The 17,102-nt window shown below is 55.0% G+C and carries 18 protein-coding genes and 2 tRNA genes; 2 read left to right on the top strand and 18 right to left on the bottom strand.

The window, feature by feature from the left end:
* Window positions 1–9: 9 nt before the first annotated feature.
* The 9 genes from VL197_11905 to VL197_11865 form a co-directional block, all read right to left on the bottom strand.
* A complete protein-coding gene (locus VL197_11905) occupies window positions 10–372 on the bottom strand; it encodes a hypothetical protein (protein HUJ18683.1) in 363 nt (120 codons plus the stop codon).
* 347 nt (window positions 373–719) lie between these two features.
* Window positions 720–1,709, bottom strand: coding sequence for a ParM/StbA family protein (locus VL197_11900; GenBank protein ID HUJ18682.1), 990 nt, complete (start codon window positions 1,707–1,709; stop codon window positions 720–722).
* A 274-nt stretch (window positions 1,710–1,983) separates the two neighbouring features.
* The gene (gene mobF / locus VL197_11895; protein HUJ18681.1) at window positions 1,984–4,740 is read right to left on the bottom strand and encodes a MobF family relaxase; all 2,757 of its coding nucleotides are present in this window, start codon (window positions 4,738–4,740) and stop codon (window positions 1,984–1,986) included.
* 383 nt (window positions 4,741–5,123) lie between these two features.
* A complete protein-coding gene (locus VL197_11890) occupies window positions 5,124–5,459 on the bottom strand; it encodes a hypothetical protein (protein ID HUJ18680.1) in 336 nt (111 codons plus the stop codon).
* Between the two features lie 298 nt (window positions 5,460–5,757).
* On the bottom strand, window positions 5,758–6,258 hold the full coding sequence (locus VL197_11885) for a hypothetical protein (GenBank protein HUJ18679.1): 501 nt from the start codon (window positions 6,256–6,258) through the stop codon (window positions 5,758–5,760).
* Window positions 6,258–6,965, bottom strand: coding sequence for a DUF3800 domain-containing protein (locus tag VL197_11880; GenBank protein ID HUJ18678.1), 708 nt, complete (start codon window positions 6,963–6,965; stop codon window positions 6,258–6,260). The genes VL197_11885 and VL197_11880 overlap by 1 nt, the downstream gene beginning before the upstream one ends.
* A 118-nt stretch (window positions 6,966–7,083) precedes the next feature.
* Window positions 7,084–8,301: an integrase arm-type DNA-binding domain-containing protein gene (locus VL197_11875; protein HUJ18677.1), complete on the bottom strand. Its 1,218-nt coding sequence runs from the start codon at window positions 8,299–8,301 to the stop codon at window positions 7,084–7,086.
* 179 nt (window positions 8,302–8,480) lie between these two features.
* A tRNA-Glu gene (locus tag VL197_11870) sits at window positions 8,481–8,556 on the bottom strand.
* A gap of 103 nt (window positions 8,557–8,659) precedes the next feature.
* Window positions 8,660–8,733, bottom strand: a tRNA-Gln gene (locus VL197_11865).
* A 171-nt stretch (window positions 8,734–8,904) separates the two neighbouring features.
* On the opposite strand from VL197_11865, the gene VL197_11860 reads away from it, so the two are divergent.
* The gene (locus VL197_11860; protein HUJ18676.1) at window positions 8,905–10,566 is read left to right on the top strand and encodes a putative manganese-dependent inorganic diphosphatase; all 1,662 of its coding nucleotides are present in this window, start codon (window positions 8,905–8,907) and stop codon (window positions 10,564–10,566) included.
* 6 nt (window positions 10,567–10,572) lie between these two features.
* On the opposite strand, the gene VL197_11855 is transcribed toward VL197_11860, so the two are convergent.
* The 5 genes from VL197_11855 to VL197_11835 all read right to left on the bottom strand — a co-directional run bounded on the left by VL197_11855 (window position 10,573) and on the right by VL197_11835 (window position 13,789).
* Window positions 10,573–10,827: a hypothetical protein gene (locus tag VL197_11855; protein HUJ18675.1), complete on the bottom strand. Its 255-nt coding sequence runs from the start codon at window positions 10,825–10,827 to the stop codon at window positions 10,573–10,575.
* An 83-nt stretch (window positions 10,828–10,910) separates the two neighbouring features.
* Window positions 10,911–11,411: a hypothetical protein gene (locus VL197_11850; protein ID HUJ18674.1), complete on the bottom strand. Its 501-nt coding sequence runs from the start codon at window positions 11,409–11,411 to the stop codon at window positions 10,911–10,913.
* A 397-nt stretch (window positions 11,412–11,808) separates the two neighbouring features.
* The gene (locus VL197_11845; protein HUJ18673.1) at window positions 11,809–12,252 is read right to left on the bottom strand and encodes a CBS domain-containing protein; all 444 of its coding nucleotides are present in this window, start codon (window positions 12,250–12,252) and stop codon (window positions 11,809–11,811) included.
* Window positions 12,253–12,518: 266 nt separating this feature from the next.
* Entirely contained in the window at window positions 12,519–12,995 is a 477-nt protein-coding gene (locus VL197_11840; GenBank protein HUJ18672.1) for a YkgJ family cysteine cluster protein, read from the bottom strand.
* A gap of 515 nt (window positions 12,996–13,510) precedes the next feature.
* A complete protein-coding gene (locus VL197_11835) occupies window positions 13,511–13,789 on the bottom strand; it encodes an ATP-dependent Clp protease adaptor ClpS (GenBank protein ID HUJ18671.1) in 279 nt (92 codons plus the stop codon).
* Window positions 13,790–14,020: 231 nt separating this feature from the next.
* On the opposite strand from VL197_11835, the gene VL197_11830 reads away from it, so the two are divergent.
* Entirely contained in the window at window positions 14,021–14,917 is an 897-nt protein-coding gene (locus VL197_11830; GenBank protein HUJ18670.1) for an NAD(P)H-binding protein, read from the top strand.
* Between the two features lie 115 nt (window positions 14,918–15,032).
* Here VL197_11830 and VL197_11825 read toward each other — a convergent pair whose 3' ends face one another.
* From VL197_11825 to VL197_11810, 4 genes are all read right to left on the bottom strand, one after another.
* Entirely contained in the window at window positions 15,033–15,344 is a 312-nt protein-coding gene (locus VL197_11825; GenBank protein ID HUJ18669.1) for a c(7)-type cytochrome triheme domain-containing protein, read from the bottom strand.
* Between the two features lie 210 nt (window positions 15,345–15,554).
* Window positions 15,555–15,755: a hypothetical protein gene (locus VL197_11820; GenBank protein HUJ18668.1), complete on the bottom strand. Its 201-nt coding sequence runs from the start codon at window positions 15,753–15,755 to the stop codon at window positions 15,555–15,557.
* Window positions 15,756–15,850: 95 nt separating this feature from the next.
* Window positions 15,851–16,609 (bottom strand): response regulator, encoded by a 759-nt coding sequence (locus VL197_11815; protein HUJ18667.1) that lies wholly within the window; start codon window positions 16,607–16,609, stop codon window positions 15,851–15,853.
* 82 nt (window positions 16,610–16,691) lie between these two features.
* Window positions 16,692–17,024 carry a hypothetical protein gene (locus VL197_11810; protein HUJ18666.1) on the bottom strand — a complete coding sequence of 111 codons (333 nt, stop codon included), beginning with the start codon at window positions 17,022–17,024 and terminating at the stop codon, window positions 16,692–16,694.
* Between the last annotated feature and the right edge of the window lie 78 nt (window positions 17,025–17,102).

Genomic DNA, 17,102 nt, shown 5'->3' with positions numbered 1-17,102 from the left:
ACCCGATAATCAGAATTGTAGTTTATCCAACCCGTATTCGCGTCGCCTGGCTGATGCGCCGGGTAAGGTATCTACGATACAACTTACGAGAATAATTATTTTTCGGATGTCTTCATCCAAGTTTCTTACGCCTTTATTTGCTCCTAAACTCACGGCGAGCCGTTTGATCAAATCCTGAATCTGGGCATGTTCGACCGAGTGTTTCCTTGTTATGTCCTCCAGAGCACGGCTCATCTCTTCAGCTCTCGCATGCTCCATGATGATCTTCCTCGCAAGATCAGAGATGGTACTGCCTTCCTTTACCGCTCGCTGGGAGAGGTCTCTGTAAAGATCTCCTGGCAGCCTGAATGTTAGTATGTTTTCTTTGTTCATTGGTCGTTCTCTTCTCTCATTGAATCAGGTCGAGCATCTCGCTCAAAGCTGCCTCTGAACTGTTTTTCGTCGTCGTTTGCGATTCTTGATTAGATGCGACAGGAGTCGGTTGCGGACTGATGGACGGAATTGGTCTTGGTCTTTCTGCCGGTTCAATTTCGGCCTGCCTCGTCTTCGTCCTTTTCGTACGCCTCTCACCGCTCACAAACGATCCCTTGAAGTACGCCAGTAGAGCAATTCTTACCATCCTGCTCCGCTCGCCTTCCGGCAGCTTTGTAAGACTCTGGTAGATCTCCGCGTCCTCGGCTATATTCAAGTTCAGCCGAACATGCAGATAAGCCACAAGGTTAGGCATTCTGCCTGCCCCTGGCTACTGCTGCACGGTAAAAGCCGATGGCGTTGGCAAATCTCGGATTGGGATGAAAGGTCAGATCTGGGTTGATCTTGATGAGCTCATTTCGCAGAAGGGCTGCGCCGCCACCTGTCATAACAATTCGATCCGGCCGAATGCCGGACAACAGGCTTTGGACTTCATCCATAATCTGCCCGGCAAATTCAGCCTTAAACCTTGCCACCTCTGCGGGAATATCCGGTCTAACAGGTAGGCCGCCGATCTTGATCAGCTCCTGGCATCCTCCCGTCAGCCAGGTATGTACTTTTTCTATCTCATGAGGCCTCAGCATTCCGTGATTCTCCTCAAGAGCTTTACAGACGCGACTGAACAGAACCGCAATTCCTGAAAGGGTACTGTCTTTGCCGGCTGATGAAAGCTTCCCTCCCTCGATCGCGATGATGTCCAAGGTCCGGTAACCGATATCTACGATTCCGATCAGTTCATTGAAGTAGGGAGAACTTGTGATTGGCTTGCCTTCGACATCCAGGCAAAGGCTGAAATAAGTGCCCAAAGGCTCCGCCAGAACTCCTACCCGGATGATAATCGACGTCGGCTTTTCTCCTATGACGCATTCATGAGTCCCGTTCAATAGTGATTTGATCCGCTCGACCGCTGCCGGACTGCCAGCCGCTGATACCGGCAATCCGATAACCATATCAACTTCGTCGATGCCGGCCGACCCGAGCACATAGAGCGCAAAGAGAAGATTCCGGAGGTCATCTTTAGTTTCTGTCGCTGACCAGGAGAATCCATTGCCCAGGATCGCGTCTCTGCCGATTATATACTCCTGATCCTGATACCTGATTCCACCGGTGCCGTTACCCTTGCCCATGACCTGGGTAATGCGGCCTCGGGACAACCAGGCTGGAATTTCTCCGGTGCCTGTTGCCGTCTGGTACTTGATATGGCCCTTTCCCAAATCCATTCCGATCTTATGGCTCATTCGGATTGCCTCCTTTGTTGTAATGTGTTGTGCTGCCAACACAACATGTTTTCCACGTATACGCTGTATACGCCGCTGCTGACGCGGCTCCGGTTCGCTTTTTCAGGACTGTCTGTATACGTTTTGTATTCTCCGTAATAGGTTGAAATAGAATTTCTAATAAATGGAGGACTATATATTTGTATACACACGGCGCAATGCAAGTTGCGTCGGGTGTGCGAGAATGACGAGCGGTGTGGAGCTGTGGCCTCTGCATTGTGCCTTTTCTCTATCATCACATCTCCATTTCAATTTCCCGATCCCGAACCGGAGCTTTACTCAGCTCCAGTGAGTCGCTATCGGGCTTATCCTGATCCTTATCTTGCTTTGCCTTCTTATCCTTGCTTGCCGTCTTGGGCGGTTCGCTTATCTGAATGACTTGCGCCTGGCTGTCGCGCTCTTGCTCAATGGGCCTGTCAAGCGTCGTTGTCTTCTCCTGCTCGATCTTTACCCTCTCGATCAGCTTCTCCGTGGAATCGGTATAGACCTGCAGGTCGTATTTGCCGCGAGTTGCCTGGACGTACATCGCGTTGTAGGTCTGCATTCCGTCTGCCGGCGCATTTACGATGACGTTATTCTGGGTCATGCCCTGAGCTTTGTAGGTGGTTACGGCATCACCATGGTTGACGTACTGGTACTTGGCGGGATCGATATGCCGGGTGCTGCCGTCTTGCATCGCGATTATCAGTTGCCCGCTTTCATCGATTTTCAGGATCTCGCCAATCTGCCCGTTCCGGACCTTGAGCTTCGAGTCGTTCTTGGTAAAGATGATCTTCTCCCGCTCGCTGAACTTATCCTGCCTTTCCTCATAAGCCGATATGTTCCCGCCGTCCTGGATGAGGTCGATGATCCGTTCTGCACCTTGTTTAGTTTCAATCGAAAGCGTATGCCGAACTTTGTCAACCGCAACAATCCTGGCTTCATCCCCCGCCCGCAGCCCTCCGACGCCTGCTTTTCGTGCAAAGATGTACTGACCTGGTTCGTAGGACTGCCCGAACCGCTGCTCTGTCGGCGACAGCGAGACCGGGACGCGCACTGTTATCTCATTATCCTGCTGCCCGATCTCCCCGCGCTCCTTAAGTATGGACCGGATTGCGCTGTTTAACTCCCGGGCGTCGGCGTTCTTTCCAGAGAGGACGATCGTGTTTCTCCAGTTTTGCCGGTCGGTGTAGTCTTTCGCAATGCCTCCTATGCGTTCATTTTGGTCCTTGATCTCGTGGATATGGCCTGTTTTAGCGAGTTTATTGAAAGCGTCGTCGATACGCTTGCTGACAATGGATTGGACTACATCTTTGTAGGTTCCGTCTTTCTGCCTGACAATCTCCTTCATCTCGACCGTGCTCATGCCGGATTCTTTCAGATCTTTGAATATTCTGCCGGCTGCGATGCTCGGCAACTGGTCGGCATCGCCGATTATCAGAACGCGGCTGTTATGCTCACGGGCGAGTTTCAGGATGTCGTGCATATCTTTCGATCCGACCATGCTTGCCTCGTCAAGTACAATCCAGTCGGTTCGCCCCGATAAGTGTAGTTCCCTGGCGATTGTATTGCTTTCGATCCCGGCTTCCTGCTCGATGCCGTCTGCAGCCTTGCCGGTAAAGGCTAATCCTCTTACCGTCTGGCTCCGGCTTTCGAGAATCTCGCGGAGAGTGTCAAGCGCGGTCGTTTTGCCGACACCTGCGTATCCCTGCCCGCCCATTACCAGGTCTGGGGAAGTAAGAACATGGATATTGAGATCAATCTGGCTTTGGGTGAGGCCCCGGCCCTCCAGGACCTTCAGGGATTCCTCTTTGGTCATTATTGGCATACATTTGCCCGTGCCGTCCTTCATCATCTGGACTGTCTCGCTGACTTCTTGGACCTTTTCTGCCGTGGTGTAGCTGCCATCCTTGCGTTGCAAGATCTGTCCGGATCGGAGCTGGTCTCTGGCTGCTCGCTCAAGATCGCTAATCCGGGCACTGCCGAGCGAAAACTGACCGGCGATACGGAGAAGTTGTTCTTTCGGGAACGTTAACTCCTGCTCAGTAATGAGCTTACCGGCCATGCTGATGGCGTCGTCGGCATTCATTGACTCTTTTCCACGATCCGTCGTTTCGATTGTCACATCAATGGTTCTGTTTAGATCATCGGGACTGAGTCCGAGACTGCGAAGCCTTTCGACCCAGCTCGCATGTACGGCGTCATTATCGATGTTCTTCTGTTTTGCCACCCGGCTTCCGAGAGTGGCATATTCACGAAGTTGTGATTCATCCGCATGAGGGTACTTCTCGCGGATTTCATTCATGGCTTCTTTGATCTGCTCTGAACGGCGGGAAAAAGTTTCGAGGATGGATTTATCGATGCCTGCTATTTCGAACAGGCCGTCTTTGCTGTATTCGATCTGGTAGCCGAGCTCCTTTAGATTTGCTGCCAGCTCGTTACGGTATATCTGTCCGTAGAATAGTTTGTTCTCGAAGAACCGTTCATTACTCACGGCTTTCCACGATCCATCGGGCATCTCGGTCATATTCAGGACAGGGCAATGAGTGTGCAGCTGCGGGTCAAGCTCCCGGCTTCTAGTGTGCTCGTAGATCGCTATAAGCAGATTACCGGTATGCACCCTCTCTGTCAGCCCGTCGACAGTGACACGCGCCTGGGCTGCGTCTTGTTCCATATATTTGATAGCTACTTCGACTGCTTTACGGTGAGCTTCAATAATGTCTGTTCGATTCAGCAAGAGCGCTAGCACTGAGGCTGACTTCGGAGCTGAGAAGGTTGTATCAGTTGCAGAGCGGTGTTCTCCGTTCGCTCCGGCCTGGACCAGTTGCTCTCCGGTCCGTGGATCTTGTCCCCGGATCACCCGCTGCCAGTCCTCACCGTTGATCTCGTCGCGGAGTCCTAACTCATCCGCAGCTCTGCCCGCCCATTCGCCTGGCTTTTCGGATGAGTAGTAGCTGTCTTTCTCGTAATAGGTACCCGCTTGTCTGACCGATATCGGCGTTACGCTCAGCACGGGTACTTCTCCTTGTCTTGAGCTATGCTGTAGTGGTATTGTTCTGCATTAGGTAAAGACGGGTAAGAGTTGTGGCGCTGCATTCACCTAACATAATAAATTCGAATTACTTTGTCCACGTACCAAAATGGTGGTATTTTTTCACTCAACACGCCCCATTTTGGGGCGTGTTTTGATATAAAAGGCTGATTATTACTGCATGAAATGGATTTTGGGAGTCCCGTAAACGGGACAGATGGGTGCGCGAGAGTGTCCGCGCAATGAAATTGAGCGGTCTCTCACGCGCGAGGGCGGGCAGGGTGCGAGGACGCGCGCGACCGAGCCAATCAACCGGCTTGGCGTCGTAGAGAAAGCGAAGACGCGAAGCCTTACCGTTGACTAGATTATCGCTTGCAAGCTTTCAGGATCTTCGACAAATAGGCGATTTTGTTTTGATACGCACGCGATTCTTTATCTATTTTTTTTCTATGCTCTAGTTTTTTCAACAGGACCGGCACCTGATCGCTAGGAATATGCTGATTGACGACCTTTTCCCCATCGCGAAATTTGAGCGCGTAGTACGAATACGATTTGTTCTTGTATCGCTTCTTTCGCCTCTGAAGAACACCTTTAGGAAGGCTGGCAGCCGATTTCTGCAGGCCGGCAAGCATTTCTCGGCACCGCATCAACTCATCCTGAAGCATACCGCTGATGACCTTGTCTTTTTCCACCACATTCATGTAGAAATTATATAATTTGTGGTGGAAAAATCTAGATCTTTTTCGATTGTACGCCTTGGAGTTATACTGATGGCAGGGGTTTAAGAAGAGCTATGAGCGCTATGATTCTATGCTTGAACTGCAAAATATGACCAAATTTGCTCTTGTTTCATTGCTAATACAGACTTCAATTCGGTAACCAAATTGTGCGACTTTAATTAGAATTCGCTTGACTCTGAACTTATCTGCGTTATAATAAACTTAGCTCATCTACCAAGTGTAGAAGGAGTAACGAGGCCGTTTCCGCAAGGAGGCGGCTTCAGCCATTTTTGGGCCTTTTTCCCCTCCAGTATTCATCATATTCCTTCTGAAGCTTTTGTTTCCGATGATCCTTGTCTACCATGTAAGCCGTCCACGGCATAACATGATCTTTTCGCTCCGCTAAAATCACGAGATATTCTTCTGCCTCTAACCAAAGACATATCCGAGTTTCACCATTGCGCCTGTTCTTCCATACCTTCAACACTCTCTCGCCGGAGTGTTCAATAATGGGACGCGGCCATCTGATCCTCTCGCAACGTCGCATATCTGGTATGCGATCTTTCTCACTACTGCCTTCAGAAATAAAATGCCAGAAGGTAGCTTCCTTACCCTGCGACAACGGGTATCGTTTCAAGCCGACACGCTTCCCATTATAAAACGGCCGGCTATCGATAAAATCCACCTTGAAACATGCATATAAAGCATCGAGATACTTTGTCCAGTCACCGCCATATTGTTCGAACGGAACGAGTGCCGGCAGCCAAGAAAGACTCGTCATTATTGCGCCTCCGATGCGTGCCAGCGGAACAGATTTACTTTCTCTTCCCGGAGGAGCGTGGTGATCGTAAGCGCATACCCGGAACGCTCCTTCATTCTTGCAATCAGAGCCTCCTTACCGGCATTACCCGATCGTGCCCTGTTCACATAGGCTGTAGCGCCGATCAGAAGGTCAGCAACCTGCAACAGTTCAATCTCGTGGGAGCGGACTGTTTGAACTCGTTCGACAATTGCCCGGGAGAAATCATAGAGCGAGTTGCACAAGACCTCATGCAATTTTGCTATCTTTGACGCGCTTCTCGTATCCTTGATATCCAGATAGATCCGGTATTTTGCACTCGGGCTCAAAATCACCTTGAGCATGTCGAAATACATCTTGTAGTACCAGTCATCATGCGTCTGGCCATGTTCCTCGTGTCGCAATTTAGATTTATCTGGTACTATCAAAGCCCGGAAATGAAGATCACCGTCGTCAAAAAAATAATCCATCACATCGAGATAAAATTGCTTCTTCGCAGGAGAAACCTTCGTCCATTTGATTTCGAAATCTTTCTTAAGTCCATGACGATTTTTTATCTCCCGAATCCGGACAGAAATTTCTCTGGCTTTTTCCTGGGGGCACCACACAGCGCCCAAGACCATTACCTTTTCAAGGTCATTTTCAAGGTGACCGCTTTCATCACAATAGACATTAAAGATTTGGCTCATATCTCATCCTCGTCCGCGCTCATCGTTAAGGTCATGCAGCACTGTCTTTATTGTATTTTAAAGAGCCTGGCTTCGGGTTCATCTAAAACATTTTCGTTCGGATGGGATGTGCCAATTCTCATCCAGCAGCTTTTACAAACGGCACAACCTTCGCTCCTGACTTCAAACCGTCCAGGTAGTCACTCCACATCTGCATCATCTTCCTGCGCTCTTCGATGTGAGCGGTGCGATTGTAAGCCCGTCCGTTCGGGTCGCGGACTGCATGCGCGAGTTGATGCTCGATGTATTCAGGGCGGACATGGAGGATTTCGTCAAGGATCGTCCGGGCCATTGCGCGAAATCCATGGCCGGTCATTTCGTCTTTAGTGTATCCCATACGACGAAGCGCGGCGAGGATTGCGTTGTTGCTCATAGCGCGGGCAGAGGACCGCACGGACGGAAAGACATACGGACTGCTGCCGGTGAGCGGCTTGATATCCCGGAGAATTTGCACAGCCTGACGCGACAACGGAACCAGGTGCGCCTGTTTCATCTTCATCCTGGCAGCGGGGATATTCCATTCCGCTGTTTCAAGATCGATCTCCGACCACTGCGCCTGCCTCAGTTCGCCGGGCCTGACGAAAACCAGCGGTGCCAGTTGAAGAGCGCATTTAGTCACGAATGAGCCCTGGTAAACGTCAATCGCCTTAAGGAGGTTCGCTACCTCCTTCGGATCGGTCACAGCTGCAAGATGGGTCTTGGGTGCCGGCGGCAATGCGCCTTTCAGGTCCGCTGCCGGGTCTCGCTCAGCCCTGCCGGTCGCCACTGCATAGCGGAAGATCTGGCCGCATATGGTCTTGACCCGGTGCGCTGTCTCCTGCGCTCCTCTTGATTCAATGCGGCGCAATACGGACAGCAACTCGGGAGGCTTGATTTCGCCGATCGGGCGCGCGCCGAGCCAGGGGAACACATTCAACTCGATTCGCCGCAACGTCGTATCCGCATGACTCTTGGCCCAAGTCTGTTTGAACTTTTGGTGCCACTCACGCGCCACGACTTCGAAGCTGTTTTCGGTGACATCCTGCTCGGCCTTCTTCTGTGCCTTGTGAACTTCACCCGGGTCGATGTCGTTTGCGACTAGCTTACGCGCAGCGTCGCGCTTCTCGCGTGCATCAGCAAGAGATATTTCCGGATAGGTGCCGAATGCACGCACTTTTTCCTTGTTGTTGAATCGATACTTGAAGCGCCAAAGCTTCCCGCCTTGAGGCGTCACGAGCAAATAGAGTCCCTGACCGTCAGTGATTTTGTATTGTTTCTCTTTCGGCTTTGCGCTTTTGACTTTTATATCCGTCAACATAGGGGCTCCTCCAGTCGTGGGGGTATTTTGCTCTCGCCTGGGCTACGATACCCCCAATTCTACCCCCAAATACCCCTAAATGTCAACGAATCAGACGGGACCACGGAGGATGCAGAAACTAAAAAAGCCCCTTTTTTCAAGGGGCTTTATACTTCATTGGATTTGTTCGGACTATCGAATGGTGGTCCCAACGGGAATCGAACCCGTGTCTCCGGCGTGAGAGGCCAGCGTCCTAGGCCGCTAGACGATGGGACCATATAGGGAAAGTGACGAGGGACAAGTGACGAGTAACGAGAGCCTCCCGTGAAACAGGATATTCCTCTCGAGTCTCCCCTCTCGCCGCACGTCTCTGATTGTCTGGTTGGGGGAGGAGGATTCGAACCCCCGTAAACAGGTTCAGAGCCTGTCGTCCTACCACTGGACGATCCCCCAGTCGTAAACAGAGCTAGCACTATATACAAAACCGGAATGGGTGTCAAGGGCAAAAATCGTGATTTCACGGGCAGTTCTCGGCCTGCGCCGCGCGCAGACAAATATGCTTGACATCAGCTCTCATGCTCAGTAATACTGAAGAGGAATTCAACGAGAGGAGACCTGATCAGCATGAACGAGGGGACGAAAACGGTCTTTGTCACCGGCCACACCAACCCCGATACGGACTCCGTCTGTTCCGCAATTGCCTATGCCTACTTCAAAAGCGTCACGGACAAACGGTTCGTGTTCACGCCGGTGCGGGCGGGAAAGCTGAACCATGAAAGCGAATTCGTGCTCCAGAGGTTCGGCGTGCCGGCGCCGGTCGAGATCGAGAGCCTCGTCGCCACCGTGAGCGACCTGAACCTCAAGCGCCCGATCGCCGTAGGCGTCCGCGACTCTGTTCAGGTTCTCGCGCAGCTGATGCGCGAGCAGGGCGTCCGTTCCGTGCCCGTAGCGGACGACGCCGGAAGGCTGGCTGGCGTCGTGGGCCTGAAGGACATCGCCCGCCACTACATGGACAGCGTCGGATTCGCCGACCTGTCGAAGGCGCCCATTGAACTCGACATCCTGCTTACAACCTTGAACGGCCGCGTGATCAGCAATGCCAGGCAACTGACCGTCCTGACCGGCCGGGTCCTTATCGCGGCCATGCAGCGAGGGACCATGCTGAACCGCGTGCGGCCCGGCGACGTGGTTGTGGTCGGCGACCAGAACGACGTGCAGTTGGAGCTCATCCGCATGAGCTGCTCGGCCGTGATCGTGACCGACAGCGCCCCGATCTCCAGTGAAGTGATCATGGCCGCCGGCGAAAAAAACGTGCTCTTGATCTCATCGCCCCATCCGGCCTTTGCCACGGTCCAGTTCATGACCATGTCCGAACCGGTCTCGTCCATCATGACGGCCACCTGCCCCACCGTCGGGCTCTACACTCCCATCGCGGAAGTGAGGACGAAGATCGTGGAGTCGGAATACCGCTCCGTCGTCGTCGTGGACAGCGACAACCGCCTAATCGGCTTCATCACGCGCACGGACCTCCTGAAGCCGGTCAGGAGAATGGCGATCCTCGTGGACCACAACGAGCTGTCCCAGGCCGTGGACGGCATCGAGGAGGCCGAGATCCTCGAAATCATCGACCACCACCGGGTGGGCGACATCTCCACGACAGCCCCGATCTATGTCTACAACGACCCGGTTGGCAGCACCTGCACGGTAGTAGCCGGGATCATGTTCCTGTACCAGACGCACATCCCGCGCGAGATCGCTGGCCTCCTGCTCTCGGGCATCCTTTCTGATACGCTGCTCCTGACCCTTTCCACGACCACCGAGCGGGACCGCACTGCGGCACAGCGTCTGGCCGAAGAAGCGGGGGTCGACATTCCCGCCTTCGCCAAGGAACTGCTCCATGCCAGCATCAATCTCGAGGACAAGACAGCGACGGAGCTCGTCGCGGCGGACTTCAAGGAGTTCCTGATCGGCGGGAAAAAGCTGGGGGTGAGCCAGATGATGTCCCTGGACTGCGCGGAGATCGACAGCCGGGAGCGAGAGCTCGTCGGGGAGCTGGAACGGCTGCGTCTGGCGAACAACTACGACCTGACGGTGCTCCTGGTCTTGAACCCCCTTGGCAAAGGGCAGGAACGCATCCTGCTCCGGGGTGAAACCTGGATCGTGGAAAAGGCCTTCAGCGTGAAGGTCGTGAACGATACCTGCACCGTCTACCGCGTCATGTCCCGCAAGAAGGATTTTATTCCGGCCATCGGGCAAGTGCTGAGCATGGGCCATCCGGGCAGATGATCCAAGTCATGTCGCGTTCCGTTCAAATTCGCGGCAGAACCACTCCTGGGTCTCTTCGTCGTAGTACAGGGTGTGGGTGAAGCCGTCGCCGCCCTCCACCCGGAAGAAACGCCTGCGCCTGCGGCCCGACTCCTCCTCCGCGACCCACATCCTGAGAATGCAGGTGACCGTGATCTTCTTGCCGTGCGCAAAGAAGACCCGCGGGCTCTCCTCACCCCTGTATCCCGAATAGGATCCGATTTCGATGCGAACATCTGTCATGCCCGGTCACGCAGGCCGTCGTCGCGCCAATGACGATCAGGGTGTCTCGCGCGAGGGACGGGGATTTCCGGAACGTTGTTCCATCAACTGATGACCTTCGCAATGACGGTGAGATAGACCATGACGATGAGGGAACCGATAGCGGCAGCGGCATTCCCGTAAAGGAGGATGCGCACGACCCTCCCCTTTTCGATTTCGGGATATTTCTCCGCGGTCTTGCGCGCCGCGCGCAGAACGCCCCAGTATTCCGCCAGTGCCGAGACCAGCGCCCAGCAGGCGATGAACAGCCATCCCCGGCCGGTCAGGTCCCGGTGCTGAAGAATCGCGCCGTACAGGAGGACGAGGGCGATGCCGCCGGCGATCCCGATGATGAGGGAAAGGACGGACCCGAGGGCCTGATACGCTCCCATGACCGCTCCCAGAAGCAGCGTCGAGGCTGCCAGCCCGGCCACGAGCATGATCAGGCCTTGCCTCTGGTGCGCAAAGGCGAGGACAACGGCGAGAAAAACTATGGGGGGCAGCGCGCCGGCGAGCACTCCGTGCAGCATCAGCTTTTTTTCCTGCGGCATGGCATGGCCTTCCATGATCCGTTCCTCCCCATCCCGGCGTGCGGTCGGCGCCTCTACTCCGGCGGGCTCGTGCCCGCCTTGGTCCGGCGCTCCGGTCCCGGGTTTCTAGAACCCTGGGGTTTCATTGTATCAGATTCATGTCGCCTTTCAAGTGCAATTTTCCGGCTTCTGTTATCCGCACTCCGGCCGTCGTCCGGGAGCACTCGAGACGGAAATGCCACGGGAGTGGCGCGTACGGTATTTCGCGCTGACAAAGACGGTTGCCTGGAGGCGGTTCATGCCGAGGGGGAGATGCGGCGGTACTGTGGCCGGGATTCCGGAGGGAGGAGAAAGGCGCAGCAAAGAATTCGCGGTCCCTGTGGCAGGCACGCCTCAGGAACCGCCCATGTCCTGTTCAGCCGGACAAGTCCGCTTAATAGCCGACCGTGATGTAGCTCTCGAGGTCCTCGATGGTCGCTTCCTGTTCCGCAATGATGGTATTGACGACATCGCCGATGCTGACGATGCCCAGGACCGTATCACCGTCCACGACAGGCACGTGCCGGATGTGATTGTTCGTCATGAGCACCATGCATTCCCGCAGGGACTGGTCCGGAGTGATGGTGATGGGCTCCCTGGTCATCAGGTCGCCGACCTTTGTGTTCTTCGATGATTTCCCCTTCAGGATCACCTTCCGGGCGTAGTCGCGCTCTGAGAAGACACCCTCGAGCCTGCCTTCCTCCATCACGAGCAGGGCACCCACATTCTTGTCCGCCATGTGCTCCAATGCTTCATACGCGGTGGCCGAAGGACCCATATACCAATACTCATGGCCCTTTGCATTCAGGATCTGACTTACCGTTATTGACGTACGCATATGCATATCCTCCCTTCCTCGGCTCAACGTACCGAGCCCCCTTGAGATAATCCGACGGTCGGCGCTGCGCCTCTCCGGAAACAGGCGGCAACGCAGGCTGCATCCTGAACTTACAGTAGCTCCCCGAATCCGCCCTGTCAAATTCTAATTACAAACAGCAAGGAATCGATAATTCTCTCTGCATAGTTCGGTTACGATTTTACACGGCGTGTTGTGGATTGGAGGGTCCGGTTCCCGGGAAGGGGATACGGTTTCCGGCTGACCTGTCATTTCCCGGAGATGTGCCTGCTCTTTGAGGCTCTTTTCAAAGACGCCCGGCTTTTCACAAGGACCCCATCTACATCTCTCTTCTTTGCAAGGATCTCTTCTATTTCCACGGCCGAATAGAATTTGCCCTTCCCGATGCCGGGGCAGAAGGAGACAACTTCGCGTTCCCATACCGAGCGGTCCCGGTTCTCAGGCCAGAACGGCCATGTTCTGCACTGCCAGGGCCGGGCCTCGTAAACGGAGCAGCGGTTGTCGCGAAAGAACGGACAGTCCCTACCGGTGTATCTCAGCTGGAACAGACCGTCCTCCTTTTCCGTGTATCGAACGGTAAATTCCGTTGTCGTCATACCGAAGTGCGATGCGAGCCGCCGCCGGTCCTTGAATGAAAGGTACACGTAGCCGTACTTTCCGCGCGATATGCAGCATCTGCCGTCACCCTGGCACTGGAACCGGATCCCTTCACAATACGCGTTCATGTTCGACATCCCCCTTCTCCACATCCCCCGTCGCGCTGCGATCATCAACGACCCTGAGAGGCTGTTCTTGTTCCCCGGCTCCATCCCCGGGCGTTCCGTCGCGAATAACGGCGAATAACGGCCAAGCCGGGTACGATACTATCAAATTTTCTCGTCCCTCTCCAGCAAAATCGCTTCAGTCCTCTTCGGGAGAGCCAAGGGAGGAGCGCCATTCGCCTTCATGCAACGTCCCGGAGAGCATAGGGTTAAGCTGCCTTGACAACGAGCGCTGCCAGTGCTACGTTCGAACTAAGTCCTGAACAGAGGGGCGGCAGGTACGCGGTGCAGAAGCGGAATAACGAAGGTAATTGCAACCGGAAGGCTTGAACGGACTTGAACGTGCTTGAGAACCGCCCCGCAACGAGGAATCCTAGGGCTTTTCCCCACCCCTGATGCTGTTTCCAGGGGTTCCCCCTAGGTCAGGGGCCGTGGCAATACACGGTTCCTGCCTTTTCTTTGCCCTCGGTCTCTCGTTTCTATTCCTGCTCAATGGTCGCAGTCAGTGACAGAGCGACCAGCTGGTCGCGGTGGAACTCGGCCTGTTCGAAGGGCTCTACGGCACACAGGGCAAGCCCGGTTTGATGCGCTTCCAGCATGATGCGAACCGCCTCCGGCTCGTCATATCGGAATACCTTCATCAATGCCCGGACCACATGGTCCATGCTGTTCCTGTCGTCGTTGTGGAGAAGGACCTTGTAGAGAGGGGCGGTCGTGGTGTTCCGTCCGAGAAGTGTTTCCGGAAGCGTCTCTGTCATCGCAAGCCACCCCTGTGCCCTCATCGTTCATGCTGCATCCTTGAAGAACTGTAAATCAAAAGGCGGTCACTTGTCAACAACCCGCATCCCTCCCGAGGGAGTATTGTGTCTTCTCTCTGTCGGCCGCCCTGCCTCCCCGCCAGGCGGTTTGACATCAGCGCCTCGTGGTGCTACCTTTTAGGTGAAAAAGTGTTCTACCCTTTCAGGCATCGTTCCGGAAAGGAGTGTATCGTGATTGCCATTTTGGGAGCAACCGGGCAGGTCGGCGGAAAGATCGCCGATATCCTGAAACAGAAGAGCAGCGAAAAGGTCAGGCTCATCGCAAGGTCCGCAGACGACCTCCGGCGTGTGGTGGGCAGGCAGGCTGAAGCAATGGTTGGAGATGCCCTGGACACGCAATTCCTCGTCAAGGCATTTCAAGACGTGGACGCCTTGTTCGCGCTGATCCCGCCACAAAGGAGGTCCGACGATTTCCTGACCTATGCCGATGCCGTGGGAAACAGCATAGCCCGCGCCGCGGAGATCGTCCGCCTCCCCTTCGTCGTGAACCTGTCGAGTGTGGGCGCCGAGCTCGTTAAGGGGACAGGACCCATTGTCGGGCTTCACAACCAGGAGGAGCGCCTGAATCGCATTACGGGTCTGAACGTGTTGCATCTGCGGGCTGGCTATTTCATGGAAAACCTGCTCACGAGCATCGCGCTGATCAAGTCCAGCGGGATCAACGGGAGCGCGATCAGGGGGGATGTCAAGATACCCATGATCGCAGCACAGGACATCGCAGAATTTGCCGCGGAACGGCTCGCGAAGCGTGATTTCAGCGGTTCCTCGATAGGGTATCTGCTCGGCTGGGGAGATATAAGCCTGAACGAGGCCACCATGACCATCGGCATCAAGATTGGTCAGCCAAACCTTCGCTATGTCGCTTTTTCGTATGTCGAGGCGGAGCGCAGGCTGGTCAACGCCGGACTTTCAAAAGATGTGAGCAGACGCTACATCGAGATGAGCCGGGCCTTCAATGAGGGGCGCATCTCTGCACCGCGCTCAGCGGAAAGTTGCACCGGGACGACCTTCAGCGAGTTCTGCGATACCGTATTCGTTCCGATCTATATGCGGAAGGCTGCGGCCTAGGATGTCCCGTACCGGGCCATCTGGCCGCTGACAGCGGAAACGGAAGTTTTCCCAAAAAAAGCAGGTCCCGCGATGGGAACCTGCTTAGTGATGTGATGGTGAGTTTCTGCAATCGTTACTTATGACACCGGACGCAATTTGCCTTGTCCTTCACATCAAAGGAACGCTCTCCGTTGTGGCAGATCCCGCAGAATTCGCCCTTGGTGATCTTTGCCATGTTCATTGCGTAAGATTCCTGAGACATCTGAAACGTGTGGTAGTGGCAGGCGCTGCACTTCATGCCTTTCACGCTCACATGCTGTTCATGGCTGAAGAACACCGGCTTGGCGTCCTTCGGCGTGAAAAGCCGGTCGCCGCCGCCCGTAGCAGCCTCGGCGTTGAACGCGAACAGAACCAGAACCGCGGAACACAAAAATATTTTTTTCATGTGGCCCCTCCGTATCTGAAATGTCTCTCCAGGAGACCTCTCCCGGCTATAATACCCAATATTATATCATACTTTCTTCTTATTTGTGATATGACTTTATCTCCCCCCTGTCCGGGCCGGATGCCTGTGGATTCTATCACGCATAACGGATTGGCCGAAGTATGCCGCCCTGCACCTGCTCTGAGGATATAGGCCTTGATAAACGCCTGGTCATCTCGGCTGATAGTTGTGAATCATGCCCATGCACGACACCGAGAAGAGACTGGATTCCAGCGCGGAGCTGTATAGGACCAGTGCCGTGAGCCGAATCGTCCTGCCGTTGATCTCGATGATCATCGGCAGTTGTGATTTTACCGGCTGCGGATCGATGGTCTGGTAGAACATGCCATATTCCGAACCGGCCGTCAACATTGTCGGTCACCAGCACATACCGTTTGTTCCTTGCAACGGCATCAACTGGCTCCTCTGCCGGCATGGCCCGGGGCTTTCCCCGGATGCCCGGTTCCCTACGGCCCCGTGATATCCTTCAGGATCTGTCCCTTGATCACGTTTCTGACCACTTCACGGTCCGTGGTCGAGATCTCAACAAACTTCATGCCCATACCCGGCTCCCCGGCGAGCCCGGGCACCAGGGGCTCACTGTGCACGACCATAGCCTTCAGCTTGATCGGCATCGTGCGAATAATGATCGTGACCGGCAGGACGGCGTTGACCGGTCGGGGATGAAGGGTGCGGACGAAGATGCCTGCCTCGGAAAGCTCTGTCACGTATTCGGTGCCAGCGGCGTTGCCGGAGGCAGCCTGGCCTCCCACCATGACCGGCAGGAGCGTCCGCAGACGGATGAACTGCCGCGGTATCGGCGCCGTGGCCTCCTGGATCACGCTGTACAGAACTCCGGGGTCGACCCACTTCCGCAGATAAGCAGAGCAGCCCGATACCCGGCAAAGCTCTTTTTTCTTTTCATCGTCGCTCGAGGTATGGACGATCACCGGAACGGCCTTTGTCCGGGGATCGTGCTTGATGCGGATGAGGAGCTCGAGTCCGGACATCTGCGGGAGCGTCAGCTCGGTCACGACCAGGGCGGGCAGGGCGGCATCGATGATCCTGAGCGCTTCCTCGGCGCTGCTCACAATGTACACGTCGTGGTCCATCCGCTGGAGCATCATGCCCGCCGCGAACAGATCCTTGGCGTACCCGTCGACCAGGACGGCGATGCTCTTTTCCCGCTCACTGCGTTCGCTTCCCCTGATCGGCTGATCCGCCATGAAAGTCACCCCCTTGATGAACCGCTCCGGCCGGTGAAAAAATCAGACGGTTGCCCCGGTCGAAATGTTCCCGGTCCCCCGTTCAAAAGTCCGGGAACAGCTTGAGCGAAAGCGTCTTACCGTCACCCGTCGGCGCCGCTGCCGTCAGGATCCCTCCCTCAACGTACTGGAGGGCGAAGTTGCCATATCCCCGGGACACGACACGCTGGGCATCCGCCGGGCATCCGGCCTCGCACCCCGCAATGCCCTTCACCATCAAGGGCAGCAGGCCGCGAATATCGAGTCCTTCCACGGACGCTCCCTGGTCCAAGGCGAGCCGTTCGATCCCTTCCAGGATACCCTCGAGATCGAGCCGAAACGGATTTTCGATCGTGATCGATTGTGAAGCCTTGTTAATACTGATCACCAGTTCCATTGCTTCCCTTCTCCTCGTTCTCCCGAGCGATCGGGCATGCTGCCGCCTGGGAGCTTTTCCGACAGACTACTTCATCAG

The sequence above is a fragment of the Nitrospirota bacterium genome (assembly GCA_035516965.1).
Lineage (GTDB): Bacteria > Nitrospirota > UBA9217 > UBA9217 > UBA9217 > MHEA01.
Note: the sequence above shows the minus strand (reverse complement) of the source record. Positions and strands in the feature narration are given on the sequence as shown.

What these genes read in the sequence shown, in the direction of transcription:
- VL197_11905 (HUJ18683.1), bottom strand. Translation starts at nt 372, where the DNA reads ATGAACAAAGAAAACATACTAACATTCAGGCTGCCAGGAGATCTTTAC.
- VL197_11900 (HUJ18682.1), bottom strand. Translation starts at nt 1,709, where the DNA reads ATGAGCCATAAGATCGGAATGGATTTGGGAAAGGGCCATATCAAGTAC.
- VL197_11890 (HUJ18680.1), bottom strand. Translation starts at nt 5,459, where the DNA reads ATGAATGTGGTGGAAAAAGACAAGGTCATCAGCGGTATGCTTCAGGAT.
- VL197_11885 (HUJ18679.1), bottom strand. Translation starts at nt 6,258, where the DNA reads ATGACGAGTCTTTCTTGGCTGCCGGCACTCGTTCCGTTCGAACAATAT.
- VL197_11880 (HUJ18678.1), bottom strand. Translation starts at nt 6,965, where the DNA reads ATGAGCCAAATCTTTAATGTCTATTGTGATGAAAGCGGTCACCTTGAA.
- VL197_11875 (HUJ18677.1), bottom strand. Translation starts at nt 8,301, where the DNA reads ATGTTGACGGATATAAAAGTCAAAAGCGCAAAGCCGAAAGAGAAACAA.
- VL197_11860 (HUJ18676.1), top strand. Translation starts at nt 8,905, where the DNA reads ATGAACGAGGGGACGAAAACGGTCTTTGTCACCGGCCACACCAACCCC.
- VL197_11855 (HUJ18675.1), bottom strand. Translation starts at nt 10,827, where the DNA reads ATGACAGATGTTCGCATCGAAATCGGATCCTATTCGGGATACAGGGGT.
- VL197_11850 (HUJ18674.1), bottom strand. Translation starts at nt 11,411, where the DNA reads ATGGAAGGCCATGCCATGCCGCAGGAAAAAAAGCTGATGCTGCACGGA.
- VL197_11845 (HUJ18673.1), bottom strand. Translation starts at nt 12,252, where the DNA reads ATGCGTACGTCAATAACGGTAAGTCAGATCCTGAATGCAAAGGGCCAT.
- VL197_11840 (HUJ18672.1), bottom strand. Translation starts at nt 12,995, where the DNA reads ATGAACGCGTATTGTGAAGGGATCCGGTTCCAGTGCCAGGGTGACGGC.
- VL197_11835 (HUJ18671.1), bottom strand. Translation starts at nt 13,789, where the DNA reads ATGACAGAGACGCTTCCGGAAACACTTCTCGGACGGAACACCACGACC.
- VL197_11825 (HUJ18669.1), bottom strand. Translation starts at nt 15,344, where the DNA reads ATGAAAAAAATATTTTTGTGTTCCGCGGTTCTGGTTCTGTTCGCGTTC.
- VL197_11820 (HUJ18668.1), bottom strand. Translation starts at nt 15,755, where the DNA reads ATGTTGACGGCCGGTTCGGAATATGGCATGTTCTACCAGACCATCGAT.
- VL197_11815 (HUJ18667.1), bottom strand. Translation starts at nt 16,609, where the DNA reads ATGGCGGATCAGCCGATCAGGGGAAGCGAACGCAGTGAGCGGGAAAAG.
- VL197_11810 (HUJ18666.1), bottom strand. Translation starts at nt 17,024, where the DNA reads ATGGAACTGGTGATCAGTATTAACAAGGCTTCACAATCGATCACGATC.